The sequence below is a fragment of the Paucibacter aquatile genome, assembly GCF_002885975.1.
Classification (GTDB): domain Bacteria; phylum Pseudomonadota; class Gammaproteobacteria; order Burkholderiales; family Burkholderiaceae_C; genus Paucibacter_A; species Paucibacter_A aquatilis.
In genome coordinates this window covers 586,318-603,687 of the sequence record NZ_POSP01000001.1, presented here as the reverse complement: position 1 = coordinate 603,687, position 17,370 = coordinate 586,318, and the positions used below count along the sequence as shown (strand labels likewise).

General features: G+C 68.1%; 19 protein-coding genes. 11 read left to right on the top strand and 8 right to left on the bottom strand.

The features are described 5' to 3' along the window. Positions 1-63: 63 nt before the first annotated feature. The 3 genes from C1O66_RS02615 to phnF form a co-directional block, all read right to left on the bottom strand. Entirely contained in the window at positions 64-813 is a 750-nt protein-coding gene (locus C1O66_RS02615; RefSeq protein ID WP_102766424.1) for a DUF1045 domain-containing protein, read from the bottom strand. Further along, entirely contained in the window at positions 810-1,976 is a 1,167-nt protein-coding gene (locus tag C1O66_RS02610) for an alpha-D-ribose 1-methylphosphonate 5-triphosphate diphosphatase (protein ID WP_102766423.1), read from the bottom strand. The genes C1O66_RS02615 and C1O66_RS02610 overlap by 4 nt, the downstream gene beginning before the upstream one ends. 134 nt (positions 1,977-2,110) lie before the next feature. Beyond that, positions 2,111-2,884 carry a phosphonate metabolism transcriptional regulator PhnF gene (gene phnF, locus C1O66_RS02605; RefSeq protein ID WP_102766422.1) on the bottom strand — a complete coding sequence of 258 codons (774 nt, stop codon included), beginning with the start codon at positions 2,882-2,884 and terminating at the stop codon, positions 2,111-2,113. A 159-nt stretch (positions 2,885-3,043) separates the two neighbouring features. Between phnF and phnG the strand changes: the two genes are divergently transcribed. From phnG to C1O66_RS02555, 10 genes are all read left to right on the top strand, one after another. Then, positions 3,044-3,523: a phosphonate C-P lyase system protein PhnG gene (gene phnG / locus C1O66_RS02600; RefSeq protein WP_243392674.1), complete on the top strand. Its 480-nt coding sequence runs from the start codon at positions 3,044-3,046 to the stop codon at positions 3,521-3,523. Positions 3,524-3,526: 3 nt separating this feature from the next. Beyond that, positions 3,527-4,174 (top strand): phosphonate C-P lyase system protein PhnH, encoded by a 648-nt coding sequence (phnH, locus tag C1O66_RS02595; RefSeq protein WP_243392673.1) that lies wholly within the window; start codon positions 3,527-3,529, stop codon positions 4,172-4,174. Between the two features lies 1 nt (position 4,175). Then, entirely contained in the window at positions 4,176-5,273 is a 1,098-nt protein-coding gene (locus C1O66_RS02590; protein ID WP_102766420.1) for a carbon-phosphorus lyase complex subunit PhnI, read from the top strand. Then, complete coding sequence (locus C1O66_RS02585; protein ID WP_102766419.1) at positions 5,270-6,160, top strand: alpha-D-ribose 1-methylphosphonate 5-phosphate C-P-lyase PhnJ; 891 nt, start codon at positions 5,270-5,272, stop codon at positions 6,158-6,160. Before C1O66_RS02590 ends, C1O66_RS02585 begins: the two co-directional genes overlap by 4 nt. Beyond that, entirely contained in the window at positions 6,157-6,930 is a 774-nt protein-coding gene (gene phnK / locus C1O66_RS02580) for a phosphonate C-P lyase system protein PhnK (protein WP_102766418.1), read from the top strand. The genes C1O66_RS02585 and phnK overlap by 4 nt, the downstream gene beginning before the upstream one ends. 22 nt (positions 6,931-6,952) lie before the next feature. Next, positions 6,953-7,693: a phosphonate C-P lyase system protein PhnL gene (phnL, locus tag C1O66_RS02575; protein WP_102766620.1), complete on the top strand. Its 741-nt coding sequence runs from the start codon at positions 6,953-6,955 to the stop codon at positions 7,691-7,693. 27 nt (positions 7,694-7,720) lie between these two features. Continuing rightward, positions 7,721-8,884 (top strand): alpha-D-ribose 1-methylphosphonate 5-triphosphate diphosphatase, encoded by a 1,164-nt coding sequence (locus tag C1O66_RS02570; RefSeq protein ID WP_102766417.1) that lies wholly within the window; start codon positions 7,721-7,723, stop codon positions 8,882-8,884. An 87-nt stretch (positions 8,885-8,971) separates the two neighbouring features. Then, positions 8,972-9,475 carry a hypothetical protein gene (locus C1O66_RS02565; protein ID WP_133155076.1) on the top strand — a complete coding sequence of 168 codons (504 nt, stop codon included), beginning with the start codon at positions 8,972-8,974 and terminating at the stop codon, positions 9,473-9,475. Between the two features lie 53 nt (positions 9,476-9,528). Next, positions 9,529-10,443, top strand: coding sequence for an alpha/beta hydrolase (locus tag C1O66_RS02560; RefSeq protein WP_102766415.1), 915 nt, complete (start codon positions 9,529-9,531; stop codon positions 10,441-10,443). After that, positions 10,440-11,000 (top strand): GNAT family N-acetyltransferase, encoded by a 561-nt coding sequence (locus C1O66_RS02555; protein WP_102766414.1) that lies wholly within the window; start codon positions 10,440-10,442, stop codon positions 10,998-11,000. The genes C1O66_RS02560 and C1O66_RS02555 overlap by 4 nt, the downstream gene beginning before the upstream one ends. 275 nt (positions 11,001-11,275) lie before the next feature. Here C1O66_RS02555 and phbB read toward each other — a convergent pair whose 3' ends face one another. The 3 genes from phbB to phaC form a co-directional block, all read right to left on the bottom strand. Next, entirely contained in the window at positions 11,276-12,013 is a 738-nt protein-coding gene (gene phbB, locus C1O66_RS02550) for an acetoacetyl-CoA reductase (protein WP_102766413.1), read from the bottom strand. Between the two features lie 173 nt (positions 12,014-12,186). Beyond that, positions 12,187-13,365: an acetyl-CoA C-acetyltransferase gene (locus tag C1O66_RS02545; protein ID WP_102766412.1), complete on the bottom strand. Its 1,179-nt coding sequence runs from the start codon at positions 13,363-13,365 to the stop codon at positions 12,187-12,189. Positions 13,366-13,539: 174 nt separating this feature from the next. Further along, the gene (gene phaC, locus C1O66_RS02540) at positions 13,540-15,222 is read right to left on the bottom strand and encodes a class I poly(R)-hydroxyalkanoic acid synthase (protein ID WP_243392692.1); all 1,683 of its coding nucleotides are present in this window, start codon (positions 15,220-15,222) and stop codon (positions 13,540-13,542) included. 422 nt (positions 15,223-15,644) lie between these two features. On the opposite strand from phaC, the gene C1O66_RS02535 reads away from it, so the two are divergent. Then, positions 15,645-15,983 carry a hypothetical protein gene (locus tag C1O66_RS02535; protein WP_102766410.1) on the top strand — a complete coding sequence of 113 codons (339 nt, stop codon included), beginning with the start codon at positions 15,645-15,647 and terminating at the stop codon, positions 15,981-15,983. On the opposite strand, the gene pgeF is transcribed toward C1O66_RS02535, so the two are convergent. Continuing rightward, the gene (gene pgeF / locus C1O66_RS02530; protein ID WP_243392672.1) at positions 15,915-16,709 is read right to left on the bottom strand and encodes a peptidoglycan editing factor PgeF; all 795 of its coding nucleotides are present in this window, start codon (positions 16,707-16,709) and stop codon (positions 15,915-15,917) included. The genes C1O66_RS02535 and pgeF overlap by 69 nt on opposite strands. After that, positions 16,699-17,331 carry a maleylacetoacetate isomerase gene (gene maiA / locus C1O66_RS02525; protein ID WP_102766409.1) on the bottom strand — a complete coding sequence of 211 codons (633 nt, stop codon included), beginning with the start codon at positions 17,329-17,331 and terminating at the stop codon, positions 16,699-16,701. Before maiA ends, pgeF begins: the two co-directional genes overlap by 11 nt. Between the last annotated feature and the right edge of the window lie 39 nt (positions 17,332-17,370).

The window sequence follows — 17,370 nt, the reverse complement described above, 5'->3', positions numbered from 1 at the left end:
GGCCGTGACGTCACCAGCGGCCAGGCCTTCGCGTCGCAGCATGCCCCCTCCACTCAGCCTGAGTCAGGCGGTAAGCAAGTAACGCCGCACGCAAACGAAATCCGCGCCCGCCTCCGCCTCCACAAACAGGCTGAGCGCATCGATGCACAAAGGCTGATCAGCCACGGGCGCGCAAGCGCGCTGCAGGGCCGCCTCGACCCCGGCCAGTTGCTCGGCATCGAGCGCGTCGCTGAGGGTCAGGTGGAAGCGGAACGCTTCCATCACAAAGGGGTAGCCCCAGCGCTGCAGCAAAGCCTCCTGCTCGCTGCTGAGGCCGGCGCTGCGGCGGCGCTGCAGCTCGGCCAGGCTGGGCGAACGGCGAAAGGGGTCGAGCGACTGAACGCAGTCACTGGCCAGATCCATCAGGCGCTGGCTCACCGGGTGCTCCGCATGCGCGGTCGCATCATTCAGATGCGGGCGCCAGGCCAGGAAGTTGTGCAGGCGTGCCGGGCGCACCGGCAGCTCGAAGGCCACATGGCGCGCGGCCAGGGTGTGCAGCGCCGCGTCCAATTCCTCGAAACTACCGCCCTCGGCCAGCTCGAAGGGCGGCTTGAGCGTGGCATGCAGGCCATAGCGCCGCGCGCTGCGGCACAGGGCGGCGCGGGCCTCGGCCTCCAGTCCGCCGAGAGACTCGGGAGGCAAGACCCGGCCAGGCTGCAGGGCATCGCGCCCCAGCCAGCGCGCACCCAGCTCGGCGTGCGCGCTGTCCGCAGCCGGCGCAAAGTAGACGGCATAACGGTGCACCGTGGCGGGCAGCGGGTGCAAGGCGCTCACAGCAGACGCTCGCCTTCAGCCAGGTAGACGATGCGGCCGGCGCAAAGCGTGGCCACCAGACGCGGGCGGCTGGGGTCCTGGGCATCGACCACCAGCACATCGGCGCGGCGGCCGGCGCTGAGCTGGCCGCGGTCGTGCAGGCCCAGGGCCTGGGCCGGATTGGCCGACACCAGTTCCCAGGCCGCGGCAAACGGCATCACTTCGTCCTGCGCCAGCTTGAAGGCGGCATGCAGGGGCGCCGGATAGTAGTAGTCGGACGCGAGAATCTTGCACAGGCCAGCACCGGCCAGATCGGCCGCGCGCGGGGCGCCGACATGGCTACCACCGCGCAGCACATTGGGCGCGCCGCAGACCACGGGCGAGCGCTCGGCGCTGGCCATGGCCGCCACTTCGGTGCTCAAGGGGAACTCGGAGATGCCGCAGCCCAGGGCCTGGAAACGCGCCCGCGTGGCCAGGCTGTCGTCGTCGTGCGAGGCCATGGGGATGCCCAGCCGCCGGCATTCGGCCGCCAGGCGTTCGATCAGGGCCGGCACCTCGGCGCCGCGCGCCGCGGCCTTCTCCAGCAGGGCGATGAAGCCGGCGCCGTCGGTGCCGGCGCGGTCGGCATAGTCCTGCAGCTTCTTGTCCAGCTTCTTGCGCATCATGGGCAGATGCTCGTTGAAAGCCAGCAGACCGATGCGGCCGCTGCGCAGCCACTCGAGCGCCTGATCTTCACCCTCGACGTTGTGGCATTCAAAGCGCAGATGCAGACGGTGGTCCACCTGCAGGCGGCCGTCCAGCGAATCGAGCGCAGCCAGCAGCTCGCGCGCCGTGTCGCCGCCTCGCAAGCCGCCTTCCCAGGAGTAGGTCAGGCCGTGCAGGGCGGTGGTGATGCCATTGCTGGCGAGCTGGCGGTCGGTCTCCAGCAAGGCCAGATCGAGCGGGAAATGCACGCCGGGGCGCGGCATGATCTGGCGCTCGAAGGCATCGCCGTGGAAATCGACGATGCCCGGCAGCACCAGGCAGCCGCTGGCGTCCAGGCCCGGGCCGGGCAAGGCGCTGTCGACCAGGCGGCCGTTCTGGATGCCCAGCACCAGCTCGTTCTCCTGCCATTGCTGGCCAGGGCGCAAGACCTGGCCCCCGCGGATGGTGGACAGGGCGGCAACGCGTTGGGGGCTCAGCATGGCAAGGCTCACTTCTCTCGTCTTCGGCTTCACTTCAATCGATCGTTCGATCATTCATCAACAGGTTCTGTCGCGATCGCCAGCCTAGCGCGAGGCTTTGACAGGGGCATGACGCGACTGGGCTGGCCTCGCCATCAGGGCTCGAATACCAGCTGCACCCAGTCGCCACTGAACTGCGCCAGCGTGTGCTGGAACACCCGCCCTTGCTCGCTGCAGCGATTGACCGAGTCGACCAGCAGCACCGGGCGCGAGCGCGGCTGGGCCAGCAGGCGCGCGGCTTCGGCGTCGGGCATGGCGGCCATCACCCGGGTCTGGCCGCGGGTGTAGTCCTTCACCCCGAAATGCTGCAAGGCCTGGGTGATGGAGCCGGTCTCGCGCAGCAGCGCGTCCAGGCCGGCGAAGCGGGCCGCCTCGAAGCTGTGCCGGGCCAGATTGATGGCGCGCGGCGCTGCCGCATCCTGCCCGCCGCTGCCCGCGCCGGCATGACCCAGGGTCAGCAGTTGCAGCAGCGGCGTGCCCGGCGCCAGCTCCAGGGCCTGAGCCAGCTCGGGCGTGGCAGGCAGTTCGCTGGCGCGCAGCAGCTCGATGCGGCCACTGCGGCCCTGGCCGCTGAGGTTCTGCGAGAAGCGCGTGCGCTTGCCCACGCTGTAGGCAATCGCATGCTCCTGCACAAAAGTGCCGCGGCCCTGCTCCACGCGCAGCAGGCCCTCACGCTCCAGCACCCCGAGGGCGCGCCGCACGGTGTGGCGGTTGCAGCCGAAGCGCTCGGCCAGCTCGGTCTCGTTCGGGATGCGCTCACCCGCGGCGTAATGCCGCTCGCGGATGTCGCGCAGCAGCGCCGCCTCGATCTGGCGCCACACCGCCACGCCGGTGCCTCGTTCCACCACCTGGCCACGCTGCTCTTGCATGCTGAGTCTCTATTCCCTGGATCACGGTTGCCAAACAGCTTAGAGACGATTCACGAAAGATTCATGTCGGCCCTGAAGAATGCGCCGCATCGCCAGGGCTTGCCGGCACATGGCCGCCGCAAGTCGTCTAGACGATTAGATGCTTTGACGGGATCCGACGTGTCATCACACATCCCTCTCGCGGCAGCGCAGGACGCACGCCGCCTCGCCCTGGGCCTGCTGGCCCGCGCCCGGCCCCAGGATCTGGAACAGCAGCTGGCCGAGTTGCAGCCCCTGCCCCACTTTGAATGGCTGCGCCGTCCCGAGACCGGCATGCTGATGCTGCGCGGCCGGCTCGGCGGTGGCGGTCAGGTCTTCAATCTGGGCGAAGCCACCGTCACCCGCTGCACCCTGCGCCTGCAGGCGCCGGGCCTGCCGGCCAGCGTCGGCGTGGGCACCGTGCGCGGCAGCGACCCGCGCCACGCCGAGCTGGTCGCCCTGGCCGACGCCTTGCTGCAAACGCCCGACTGGGCACCGCAGCTGCAAGCCCGGCTCCTGCGCCCCCTGGCCGAGGCCGAACACGACCGCCACGCCCGCCGCGCCGCCGAAGTGGCGCGCAGCAAGGTGGATTTCTACACCCTGGTGCGGGGCGAGGACTGAGCCATGAGCATGAGTGATGCGATGAACGCGAGCGCCCCCGCCGCCGGCCTGCACCTGGAGCAGCTGCTGCCCGGCTTTGCCGACCCGGTGCACCATGCGCAGCAGGCCTTCCGCTGCCTGCTGGACGCCATGTCCCGGCCCGGCAGCCTGCAAAGCCTGCCTTTTGAATTGAGCGCACCCGCCGGCCTGCAGCCGGCCTTGACCGCCCTGCTGCTGGCCCTGGCCGACCGCGACACGCCGCTGTGGCTGCTGCCCGATCTGCGCAGCGGCGCCGCGGGGGAGCACCTGCGCTTCCATGCCGGCTGCCCCCTGGTCGCGGAGATGGGCGAGGCTCAGTTCCTGATGCTGCAGAACCTGGACGCGCTGCCGACGCTGGACGCCCTGCGCCTCGGCGATGCCGCCTACCCCGACCGTTCGGCCACCTTGTTCATCGAGGTGCCAGCGCTGGAAACGGGCAGTGGATCGCTGCGCCTGCGCGGCCCGGGCATCCAAGGCGAGACACGAATCGAGGTGGCCGGCTGGTCCGAGATCAGCCAGGCTTTTGTGCAAGACAACCGCCGGCGCTTCCCGCTCGGCGTCGACCTGGTGCTGTGCGCAGGTCGGCAGTTGCTGGCCCTTCCGCGCACCACCCTCATCGATTGGGAGCTCTGAGATGTACGTTGCCGTCAAAGGAGGCGAGCGCGCCATCGAGGCCTCGCGCGAACTGCTGGCCCAGGCGCGCCGGGGCGACAGCGCCCAGCCCGAGCTCAGCATCGAGCAGATCAAGCAGCAGCTGCGCCTGACCGTGGACCGCGTGATGTGCGAAGGCGCGCTCTACGACGAGGACCTGGCCGCCCTGGCCATCAAGCAGGCGCGTGGCGACCTGATCGAAGCGATCTTTCTGCTACGCGCCTACCGCACCACCCTGCCGCGCCTGAGCGACAGCGAACCTCTGGACACCGGCCGCATGCGTCTGGAACGCCGCATCTCCTCGGCCTTCAAGGACCTGCCCGGTGGCCAGCTGCTGGGCCCCAGCTTCGACTACACCCAGCGCCTGCTGGACTTTGGCCTGATGCGCGAGTCCTCCGGCAGCAGCGAGGCGCAGTCCTCTCACAGCGCCGCCCGCGCCGAGCCCCTGCACGCGCCACGCGTGACCGACCTGCTCAGCCGCGAAGGCCTGCTGGAAGCGGCCGAGCCCGAGGCGCCCGGCGCCCCGCCGCCGCCCGACCTGACCCGCGAGCCCCTGCTCTTCCCGGCCGACCGCGCCACCCGCATGCAGAACCTGGCGCGCGGCGACGAGGGCTTCTTGCTCGCCCTGGCTTACAGCACCCAGCGCGGCTATGCCACCACCCACCCGTTTGCGGCCGAGCTGCGCTACGGCGCCGTGCCGGTCGAGATGCATATCGAGGAGCTGGGCTTCGCGGTCGAAATCGGCGAGGTCGAGCTGACCGAGTGCCAGCTGATCAATGAGTTCCATGGCAGCGCCGACACCGCGCCGCAGTTCACCCGCGGCTACGGCCTGGCTTTCGGCCACGCCGAGCGCAAAGCCCTGGCCATGGCCCTGGTCGACCGCTCGCTGCGTGCCGAGGAGTTTGACGAAGACAGCGAGCTGCCGGCCAACAACGTGGAGTTCGTGCTCTCGCACAGCGACAACGTCGAGGCCTCGGGCTTTCTGCAGCACCTGAAGCTGCCGCACTACGTGGACTTTCAAACCAATCTCGAGCTGCTGCGACGTTTGCGTGCGGAGTGGGACAAGGAGCAAGTGAAATGAGCAGCGGATACAACTTTGCCTACTTGGACGAGCACACCAAGCGCATGATCCGCCGCGCCCTGCTCAAGGCCGTGGCCCTGCCCGGCTACCAGGTGCCCTTCGGCGGCCGCGAGATGCCCCTGCCCTATGGCTGGGGCACGGGCGGCATCCAGGTCACGGCCGCGGTGATCGGCCAGAGCGACTGCCTCAAGGTCATCGACCAGGGCGCGGACGACACCACCAATGCGGTCAACATCCGCAGCTTCTTCCAGAAGGTGACCGGCGTGCGCACCACCGAGGCCACACGCGAGGCCACGCTGATCCAGACCCGCCACCGCATCCCCGAGACGCCGCTGCAGGACGGGCAGATCCTGGTCTTCCAGGTGCCCATCCCCGAGCCGCTGCGCTGGCTGGAGCCGCGCGAGACCGAGACCCGCACCATGCACGCGCTGAGCGAGTACGGCGTCATGCATGTCAAGCTGTTCGAGGACATCGTGCGCCACGGCCGCATCGCCACCACCTACGACTACCCCGTGATCGTCAACGGCCACTACCTGATGCGGCCCTCGCCCATCCCCAAGTTCGACAACCCCAAGCTGCATCAGAGCCCGGCCCTGCAGCTCTTTGGCGCTGGCCGCGAGAAGCGGGTCTACGCCGTGCCGCCTTACACCGATGTGCGCTCGCTCGATTTCGAGGACCACCCGTTTGCCATCGAACGCTGGAGCGAACCCTGCGCACTGTGCGGCGCCACCGAGTCCTATCTGGACGAGATCATCCTCGACGACCAGGGCCAGCGCATGTTCGTCTGCTCCGACACCGAGTACTGCAACACGCGCCAGGCCGAGGGCCACCGCGGCACGCAGAACAGCCCCACCAGCGCTGCTGGCTTTGCAGGAGCGCAGGCATGAGCCGCCCCCTGCTGCAAGTCCGCGGCCTGGCCAAGCGCTACGGCGCCCGCATCGGCTGCGAAGGCATTGACCTCGACCTCTACCCCGGCGAGGTGCTGTGCATCGCGGGTGAATCGGGCTCGGGCAAATCGACCCTGCTCAACACCCTGGCCTTCCAGCTGCAGCCCGACGAGGGCCAGATCCAATACGACCTGAAGGACCGCGGCCTCACCGACCTCGGCACGCTGACCCAAGCCCAGCTGCGCGAGCTCTGGCGCACCGACTGGGGCTTTGTGCGCCAGAACCCGCGTGACGGCCTGCGCATGCAGGTCTCGGCCGGCGCCAATATCGGCGAGCGGCTGATGGCCGTGGGCGCACGGCATTACGGCGACATCCGCGGCGCGGCGGCCGACTGGCTGGCGCGGGTGGAGATCCCGGCCGAGCGCCTGGACGACGCGCCCAAGAGCTTCTCCGGCGGCATGCAGCAGCGCCTGCAGATCGCCCGCAACCTGGTCAGCCGCCCACGCCTGGTCTTCATGGATGAACCCACGGCCGGCCTCGATGTCTCTGTGCAGGCGCGCTTTCTGGACCTGCTGCGCGGCCTGGCCGCCGAGCTGGACCTGGCCGTGATCCTGGTGACCCACGACCTGGCCGTGGCCCGCTTGCTGGCCCAGCGCCTGATCGTCATGCGCCATGGCCGCATCGTCGAGACCGGCCTGACCGACCAGGTGCTGGACGACCCGCAGCACCCTTACACCCAGCTGCTGGTGTCCTCGGTTTTGGCTGCATGAAATGAAGGATCAAGACATGGCCATCAACAAGAATCATCCCGTCCTCGAAGTCCACGACCTGAGCAAGACCTTCACCCTGCACCAGCAAGGCGGCCTGGAGCTGCCGGTTCTGAACGCGGTGTCCTTTGAGGTTCACGCCGGGGATTGCCTGGTGCTGGACGGCCCCTCGGGCGCGGGAAAAAGCAGCCTACTGCGCTGCCTCTACGGCAACTACCTGGCCAGCAGCGGCGAGATCCTGCTGCGCGCGGCGGACAGCGGTGAAACCCTGGACCTCTGCCGCATCAGCCCGCAGCGGCTCACGGCCCTGCGCCGCGACACGGTCGGCTACGTCAGCCAGTTCCTGCGCGTGATTCCGCGCGTCAGCAGTCAGGCCCTCGTGGCAGAGCCGCTGCAAGCCCTGGGCGCCGGGCGCGAGGAGGCCATGCAGCGCGCGGCCGAACTGCTGGCGCGGCTGAATCTGCCCGAGCGGCTCTGGGGCCTGCCGCCGGCCACCTTCTCGGGCGGCGAGCAGCAGCGCGTCAATATCGCGCGCGGCTTCATCGCGCCCAAGCCCCTCTTGCTGCTGGACGAACCGACCGCCTCGCTCGACGCGGCCAACCGCGCCGTCGTCATCACCCTGATCCGCGAGGCCTGCGCCGCCGGCCAGGCCATGGTCGGCATTTTTCATGATGCCGAGGTGCGCGAGGCCGTGGCCACGCAGCGCCTTCCCCTGCAAGCCCTGAGCTCAGCCGCAAGCCACGCCGAGATGGCGATGGCCGCCTGAACATAGCCCGCGAAAGAAGTGCACACGATGAACACCACCCCGCTCTACCTCACCCATGCCCACATCGTCCTGGCCGAGCAGGAGCTGCACGACGCCTCGCTGCTGATCGGCGCCGACGGCCGCATCGCCGCCATCAACCCCGAGTCCGGCGGCGGCGCGCCCGAGCTGAGCCTGAGCGGCCAATGGCTGCTGCCCGGCATGGTGGACCTGCACTGCGACGCGGTGGAAAAGGAAGTAGAGCCGCGCGCCCGCGTGCTCTTCCCCCTGGACTTCGCCTGCATCAATATCGACCGCCGCAATGCCGCGGCCGGCATCACCACGCCCTACCATGCGCTGTCATTTGCTCATGCCGAATGGGGCGTGCGCAACAACGAGACGGCCACCGAACTGGTCCGCGCCCTGCGCCGCCTGAAGGCCCAAGAGCTGATCGACAACCGCGTCCATGTGCGCTACGAGATCACCGACCTCAGCGCCCTGCCCCATGTGCTGGGGCTGTTGGACGAAGGCGGCGTCGATCTGCTCTCCATCATGGACCACACCCCGGGCCAGGGCCAGTTCAAGCATCTGGACAGTTATGTCGCCTACATGATGGGCAACCACGGCAGCAGCCAGCAAGCCGCCCTGCAAATGGCCGAGGAAAAGATGCAGGCCCGGCTAAGCGCCGACGAGCGTGTGTTGGCCGTGATGGAGCGCGCCAAGCAGCGCGGCGTGCCCACCGCCAGCCATGACGACGACGACCCGCAGCGCGTGCTGACCATGAAGAACCTGGGCGCCCGCATGAGCGAGTTCCCCATCAATCTGGAGACCGCCCGCGCCGCCCATGCCGCTGGACTGGCCACCATCCTGGGCGCGCCCAATGTCATGCGCGGCGGCAGCCAGAGCGGCAATATGCGCGCCCTCGACGCCATCCACGCCGGCGTGGCCGACTGCCTCTGCGCCGACTACGCGCCCGCCACCATGCTGGCCGCCGTCGACGCCCTGGTCCATCGCGAAGGCCTGGGTCTGCCCCAAGCCACCCGCCTGGTCAGCCTGGGCCCGGCCCGCGCCGCCGGTTTGAACGACCGTGGCGAGATCGCGGTCGGCCTGCGCGCCGACCTGATCAGCGTGGCCCGGCCCGGCGGTCAAGCGGCGGTGGAGCGCGTCTGGTGCGGTGGCAAGCCCGTGTTTGCCGTGGACTACCAAGGCCGCTGAAACTGGAGGTTCGCAGGCCGGGGCCGGAGAGCCGGCGAGAATGCTGCAAATCTGTGGCATCTTCTTCTTGCACTCCACCCGCCAGCCATGTTCAGAGTCCTTCACCTCGCCAAGCCGCGCCTGGGCGCTCGGCGTCTAACATCCATGGTCACCGGGCTGAGCGCCGTGCTGCTTCTGATGGCCTGCAGTGAACTCGGCGCCGGTACCGGCCAAATCAGCCAGCGCATTGGCGAGATCACGCGTGACCCGTCCGCGCAGCAAGTCGATTTGGCCAAACTCACCAGCTTTGGCTGGGACCGGGTGTATCAGTTCGAGCCCGGCAGCACGCGCGACGCCATCTGCGATTTCATCCATGCCGGCCGCAATGTCTGCGGACGCGTCATCCGCTACCCGGCGGTGCCGGCCGATCACCAGGCCCTGGTCTTTGCCCTTGGGCCGCAGCTGACGCATGTTGAGCTGCATGCCCTGGCCCATGGCCGACTGGAGCTGAAGCAGGAGGCGGGCGGCCTGCCGAAATCTCGCGCCACCTTGCGCATCCGCCGGCTCAGCCTGGGCACGGCGCAGGAACAGATCGTGCTGGAGCCGCAATGAACGGGGCGATCAGATCTGGGCCTCGGTGGCGCCGCGGCGCGCTGGCACTCGTGATGCTGGGCGTCTTGACTGGGGCGGGGCTGTGGGTCGCTGGCGAGCAACTCAGCCGCCCCGCCCGTGCCAGCTTGGGCCCGCCGCCGGCCGATTTGCAAGCGCGCGCAGTTCGCATCCCTGTCCCACGGCCGATCCCCGATGCGGCGGGGGAGCAAGCGCCCGGCCAGGTCAGCGGCTGGTTCTCCCCCGGCCAGCCGAGGCGCGGCGCTGTGCTGCTGCTGCACGGCGTGCGCAGCCATCGCGGCCAGATGCTGGCGCGGGCGCGCCTGCTGCATCAGACGGGCATGAGCGTGCTGCTGATCGACCTGCCGGCGCATGGCGAAAGCAGTGGCGAGCGGATCAGCTTTGGCTGGCGCGAGTCGCAAGGCGTGGCGGCGGCGCTGAGCTTCCTGCGCCGCGAGCTGCCGCAAGAGAAGCTGGGCGTGATCGGTGTGTCCCTGGGCGGCGCCTCCCTGCTGCTCCTGTCACCTCAAGAGCGCGGGCCGCTGCAAGCGGTGGCGCTGGAATCGGTCTACCCGACCATCGAGGAGGCGGTGCACAACCGCCTGCGCGTGCGCATCGGTGAAGCCTTGAGCCAAGGCCTGACGCCCATGCTGTTGAGCCAGCTGCCGCTGCGCCTCGGCGTGGAACCTTCGCAGCTGCGGCCCGAGCAAGCCTTGCGTCAGCTCGGCGAGACGCCGGTGCTGGTGGCGGGCGGGCAGCTGGACACGCAAACACCGCCTGCCGAAACCCGACGCATGGCCGCGGCCGCGCCGCAATTGCACACGCTGTGGCTGCTGGACGGGGCCCATCACACCGACCTGCAGGCCTTTGCGCCTGAGGCCTACCGCCAGCAGGTGCTGGCTTTTCTGGTCCAGCGGCTGCGCGCTGACACTGACGCCGGCGCCAACACCGCACCCACCGCCACGCCATGATCTCCATCCACCCCATCCGCCCCGAGGACCTGGCCGATGTGGCCCGTCTGCACCGCGAGAGCTGGCGCAGCGCCTATCGCGGCATCTTCAGCGATGCCTTTCTGGACAGCGAGCGGGTGGTCGAAACCCGCCAGGCCCTGTGGACCCGGCGCCTGATCAGCGAGCCATCGCCGGGCAGCTTTGGCTTCATCGCACGCGAGGCCTCGGGCGAGGCGCTGGGCTTCACCTTTGCCTTTCCCGCCTTCGATGCGCAGTGGGGCAGCCTGCTGGACAACCTCCATGTGCGGCCCGATCAGAAAGGCCGGGGCATCGGCCGGAAACTGTTGGCGGCCCTGAGCGAACACTTCCTGCAGAAGCTCGGTGATGTGGGCGAGTTGAGCCTGTACCTCTGGGTGTTCGAGGCCAACGCGGCCGCCCGCGCGGTCTACGAGCACTTGGGCGCACGGCCGGCCGAGCGGGTGGTGATCACCTTGCAAGATGGCAGCGAGGCGGCGGAGTGGCGCTATGTGTGGCGCTCGCCGGGGGAGTTGCTGTGGGCGCTGCGGCGCGAGGCCTAGCGGCAAACAAACAAAAACGCCCGGGGTTCGAGATCGGGCGTTTTCTTCTTTGACTTGATCCGCGAGGCACCAGGGTCACTGACTCCAGCGGATGGTGGACGCCCGGACTCCACCACCCCGGCCAGGCCGCGCGAGACGCGGCCCGGCGTGATCAGGGCGAGGCTGCAGCCGCAGGGCTGCAGCCTGTCCCTTTCTCTCCCCAGCCAGCCCACGCAAGACGTGGGCTGTCGTTCGTCACGGGTCGGACAGTCCTCAGGACTGTCCTCGCTCGTGACTCACCCCATGTGCAATCCACCGTTGCAGGAGAAATCGGCGCCGGTGGTGAAGCCGGAGTCTTCACCGGCCAGCCAGGCGACGATGGCGGCGATTTCCTCGGGCGTGCCCAGGCGCTTGATGGGGATGGTGGCGACGATTTTTTCCAGCACGTCGGGGCGGATGGCCTTGACCATGTCGGTACCGATGTAGCCGGGGCTGACCGTGTTCACCGTCACGCCCTTGCTGGCCACTTCCTGGGCCAAGGCCATGGTGAAGCCGTGCATGCCGGCCTTGGCGGCCGAGTAATTGGTCTGACCGAACTGGCCCTTCTCGCCATTGACCGAGGAGATGTTGATGATGCGGCCCCAGCCCCGGTCCAGCATGTCCTCGATCACCTGCTTGGTGACGTTGAACATGGAATTCAGGTTGGTGTCGATCACCGCGTCCCAATCGGCACGGGTCATCTTGCGGAACATGCCGTCGCGGGTGATGCCGGCGTTGTTGACCAGCACATCGATGGGGCCGTGCTCGACCTTGACCTTGGCAAAGGCCTCGACGGTGGAATCCCAGTCGGCCACATTGCCGACCGACACGTGGAAGGTGTAGCCCAGGGCGGCCTGCTCGTTGATCCACTTGGTGAAATCACGGCTGGGGCCGCAGCCGGCGATGACCTTGAAGCCTTCCTTGTGCAGGCGCTGGCACATGGCGGTACCGATGCCACCCATGCCGCCGGTGACGTATGCAATCTTCTGGCTCATATCTAACTCCTTGCCTCCATGGCTTTGAACGTGTGAGTCCGCACCGCCGTCGCGTCCTTCACGGCGACCGGACCTCTGCTGTTGTGTGTTGCCAAAGACGCGATCAAAGCGTCCCGCAAGCCCCGGGCGGGGTCAAGCGGGGTTGGCCCTAGTGGGGTTTGCCGGGAGAACGATCAACGCTCGACAGTCAGCGCCACGCCCATGCCGCCACCGATGCACAGCGAGGCGATGCCTTTCTTGGCATCCCGGCGCTGCATTTCGTGCAGCAGGGTGACCAGGATGCGCGCGCCCGAGGCGCCGATCGGGTGGCCCAGGGCGATGGCGCCGCCGTTGACGTTCACGCGGCTCAAGTCCCAGCCCATTTCCTGATGCACGGCGCAGGCTTGCGCGGCAAAGGCTTCGTTGATTTCCAGCAGGTCCAGATCCTGGGCCTTCCAGCCGGCGCGCTCCAGGGCCTTGCGGGCGGCGGGCACCGGGCCCATGCCCATGATGGACGGGTCGAGGCCGGCGCTGGCGTAGGACGCAATGCGCGCCAGCGGTGTCAGGCCCAGGGCCGCGGCCTTGGCCGCGCTCATCAGCACCAGGCCGGCGGCGCCGTCGTTCAGGCCCGAGGCATTGCCAGCGGTCACGCTGCCAGCCTTGTCGAAGGCGGGGCGCAGGCCGGCCAGGGCTTCGGCGGTGCTCTTGCGGTTGATGAACTCGTCAGCCTCGAAGACGATGGCGTCTCCCTTCTTCTGCGGAATGGTGACGGCGGCGATCTCGTCCTTGAAGCGGCCCGCGTCCTGGGCGGCCGCGGCTTTCTGCTGCGAGGCCAGGGCCAGCGCGTCCTGCGCTTCGCGGTTGATGCCGTACTGCTTGGCCACGTTCTCGGCGGTGATGCCCATGTGGTACTGGTTGTAGACGTCCCAGAGTCCGTCCACGATCATGGTGTCCACCATCTTCCAGTCGCCCATGCGCTGGCCGTCGCGCGAACCGGGCAGCACATGCGGGGACAGGCTCATATTCTCCTGACCGCCGGCGATGACGATCTCGCTGTCGCCGTCACGGATGGCCTGGGCCGCCAGCATCACGGCCTTGAGGCCGGAGCCGCAGACCTTGTTGATGGTCATGGCCGGCACGCTGTTCGGCAGGCCGGCCTTGATGACGGTCTGGCGGGCCGGGTTCTGGCCCGAGCCGGCGGTCAGCACCTGGCCCAGAATCACCTCACCAATCTGTCCACCCTCCAGGCCGCTGCGGCGCAGCAACTCCTTCACCACCACCGCGCCCAACTCCGGCGCTGCGGTCTTGGACAGGCTGCCGCCAAACTTGCCAATGGCGGTACGGGCCGCCGCCACGATCACGATATCGGTCATTTTCCAACTCCAGGGTGAGACTGCCTCTGGCCAGCGCCCGCGAATCAAGCACCAACAGATAACAGGTTAGCAGATCAGGGTTTCAACTAGGTTTCAAGATGCAGGCAATCGCTCACTCCGCATCCGGGATAAAAAAACAGGACCGGCGCCAGAGGCACACGGTCCTGCTTGAGTTCAGGCCTTCTGTTTGACGTAACGCCCGGGCGCCGGCTCGATCACCGGGTAGCGCCGGTTGCCCGGGCCCTTGGGTGCCGCCACCATCCGGCCGGCATGCCCGGCCAGCCAGGCGGCCCAATCGGTCCACCAGCTGCCCGAGTGCTCCACCGCAGTCTCGAACCACTGGGCCGATTCGGTCGGCAAGGCCGCCGTCTTGCCCAGCCAGTGGCTGCGTTTGCCCTTGGCCGGCGGGTTGATGACGCCGGCGATATGGCCCGAGGCGCCCAGCACAAAGCGCTTGGGGCCCTTGAACACCTGGGTGCTGCGATAGGCGGCGTCCCAGGGCACGATATGGTCTTCGCGCGAGCCGTAGATGTAGACCGGCGCCTCGATCAGGCCCAGATCCAGCTTCTCGCCGCAGACCGTCAGCCGGCCCGGGATCTTCAGCTCGTTCTGCAAATAGGTGTGGCGCAGGTACCAGCAGTACATGGGTCCGGCCATATTGGTGGAGTCGCCGTTCCAGTACAGCAGGTCAAAGGCCGGCGGCGCCTCGCCCTTGAGGTAGTTGCCCACCACATAGTTCCAGACCAGATCATTGGGGCGCAGGAAGCTGAAGGTGGCGGCCAGTTCCTGGCCCTTGAGCAAGGCTGGGCCCTTGGGGTTGCCCATGCTCTTGTCACCCAGGCTCATCTCGCGCATCTTGACCATGGCCTCGTCGATGAAGATATCGAGCACGCCATTGCTGGAGAAATCGATCAGCGTGGTCAGCAGGGTCAGGCTGGAGGCCGGCTGTTGGCCGCGTGCCGCCAGCACGGCCAAGGCCGTGGCCAGGATGGTGCCGCCGACACAGAAGCCCAGGGTGTCGATCTGATCGGCGCCGGTGATGTCCTGCACCACCTCGATGGCCTTGATCGGCGCGTTTTCGATCACTTCGTCCCAGGTCCAGGCGGCGCAGGAGGCATCGGGGTTGCGCCAGCTCAGCACAAAGACCCGGTGGCCCTGCTCCACCGCATAGCGGATCAAGGAGTTCTCGGGCTGCAGATCGAGGATGTAGTACTTGTTGATGCAAGGCGGCACCAGCAGGAAAGGCCGCTCGTGCACGGTGGCGGTCAGCGGCTTGTATTCGATCAGCTGGAAGAAATCGTTCTCGAACACCACCGCGCCTTCGCTGGTGGCGACATTGCGGCCCACCTCGAAGGCGCTCTCATCGGTTTGCGAGAGATGGCCGCGCTGGATGTCGGCCCAGAGCAGCTGCATGCCCTTGGCAATGCTCTCGCCCTGGGTCTCCAGCGCCAGCTTCTGCGCCTCGGGGTTCAGGGCCAGGTAGTTGCTGGGTGCCGCGGCGTCGACAAACTGCTGCACGGCAAAGCGGATGCGCTCGCGCGTCTTGGCCTCGCCTTCGAGCTTGTCCGCCATTTGCTGCAGGGTGCGGGCATTGAGCAGGTAGAGCTGGGCCAGAAAGCTGGAGGCCGGGTTGGCCGTCCAGGCCTCGCTGGCAAAGCGCCGATCGCCCAGGGACTTGGGCTTGGCCGGCGCCGCTGGGGCGGCTTCACCGCCGGCGGCGCCAAACATGGCGCCCATGCCGGCACCCAGGGCCGGCAGGGAAGAGTTCCACAGCTCGGTCGCCTGCTTGAGGTAATTGCTCTGCAGCTCGCTCAAGGCCTGCGGCGGGATCTGCAGGCCGGCCAGCGTGGACCACATCTCGCCCAGGCCGGCGCCAAAGTCGGCGGCCGGGGCAGCGGAAGCGGCAGGAGCGGATGCTGGCGAAGAAGCTGGAGCGGAAGCAGGCGCAGAGGTCGGCGCCGGTCGTGCAGCGGCAGCGGCCTTTTTCTTGGCGGCGACCGCTTTCACGGCCGCGGCGGGCTGGGCGGCCTTCTTCACGGCAGCACGCTTCACTGCAGCCCTCTTCACTGCGGATTTTGGGGTGGGGCTGGCCGGTGTGGCCGGGTTCTTCCTTGTCATGAATCTCCTCTGACGCTCGCAAGCGGAACACGGGGAACAGGTATCGGAACAGGGTTCACAGGCCGCCCCAAACCCACAACGTGCAAAGACACATGGGCGCGAGGCGTGAGAAAGCGCACACGATGTTGTACGCTCGCCCGCTTACCTTGCCATGACATTTCATGTATCTGATCGCAATTGCCTGGGGCTATGTCGCTTTGATGATGGCCTTGGCCGAAGCCACCAGCAGCCAGGGCAGCATCCTGGGTGCTGTCATCACCTTTGTTCTGTACGGCCTGCTGCCGATCTCGATTGTGCTGTACGTGCTGGGATCGCCTGCCCGCAAGGCCGCGCGAAAAAAGCAGGAGCAAATGCAGGCCCAGATCGATTTCCCGCAAGAGCCCACCGAAGCCATGCCGCTGGACCCGCTGGCACGCACCGCCGCCCCGGCCTCAGAGCAGGCTGACGACCGCCACCATGCGGCCAGCCCGGGCGTCATGCCGGTAGGAAAAGAACCTTGAGGGCTCGCTGAGCGTGCACCAGCGCCCGCCGCTGAGGGCCCGCACTCCGGCTGCACGCAAGCGCTGCCGCGCCAGCGCCGGCAGATCGGCCAGCCAGCGCGCCTCGCCGGCCGCATTCGGCCGGTAGACGAAGGCCTCGCCGGGCGCTTGCGGGCTGGCGCCAAACGCCGCCAGCACCTCGGCCCCCACCTCGAACTGCTGCGGCCCGATGCAAGGGCCCAGCCAGGCGTGCAGCTCGGCCGGCGCGCAGCCGGCGGCGGCGCAGACTTCAGCCACGGTGTGCTCCAGCACCCCGGCGGCCAGGCCACGCCAGCCGGCATGGGCGCCACCCACCGCACCCGGCGCCGCAAACAGCACCGGCAGGCAATCGGCCACCTGGATGGCGCAGGCCAGCCCGGGCGTGCGGGAAACACTGGCATCGGACACCGGCGGCTCCACGCCCTCGACATGACCAGCATTCAGACGCAGCACATCGGCGCCATGCACCTGTTTCAGGAACACCGGCCGGGCACCCAGGGCCTGGGCCACCAGGGCCCGATTGGCCTGAACCACGGCGGGCTCATCGCCGACCGCGCTGCCCACATTCATGCTGGCATGGCTGCCCTGGCTGAGGCCACCGGCGCGCGTGGTCATGAAAGCGCGAACCGGGGGCCAGGAGGGCGGCAGCTGCCAATCCGGCTGCAGCCAGTCCGGGTGCAGCCCCACCGGCTTCAAGTCACTCGGCATCGGGACAGGCCGAGGGTTGGGTCTTGGCGAAGGCGTCCAGGGCCATGCAATTGCCGAACACACGCATCACCTCGGGCACATGGTCGAGGCGGCAGTCGAAGCGCTTGGCATTGAAGATCTGCGGCACCAGCACGCAATCGGCAAGGCCCGGCGTGTCGCCATGGCAGAACTGGCCGGCATGCGCCTTGAGCCGCTGCTCCACCACCTCCAGACCGCCCTCGACCCAGTGGCGGTACCAGCGGTTCTTGGTGTCTTCGTCCAGGCCCAGGTCCTTGCCCAGGTAGCGCAGCACGCGCAGATTGTTCAGCGGGTGGATCTCGCAGGCGATGTCCTGCGCCAGCGCGCGCACCTGGGCGCGGCCCAGGGCATCGGCCGGCAGCAGCGGCGGCTCGGGGTGGGTTTCATCGAGGTACTCGATGATGGCCATGGACTGGCTGACCAGCGCATCTCCGTCACGCAGCAAGGGCACCAGCTTGGACATGGAGGCGCTGGCATAGGCCGGGTCGAACTGCTCGTTCTTGGCCAGGTGCACGGCGCGGTAGTCGTAATCCAGGCCTTTGAGCGCCAGCGCGATGCGCACGCGATACGAGGCCGAGGAGCGGAAGTAGTTGAAGAGTTCCATGGCGCCGATGATGCCATGGGCAAACAGATAAACTGACCT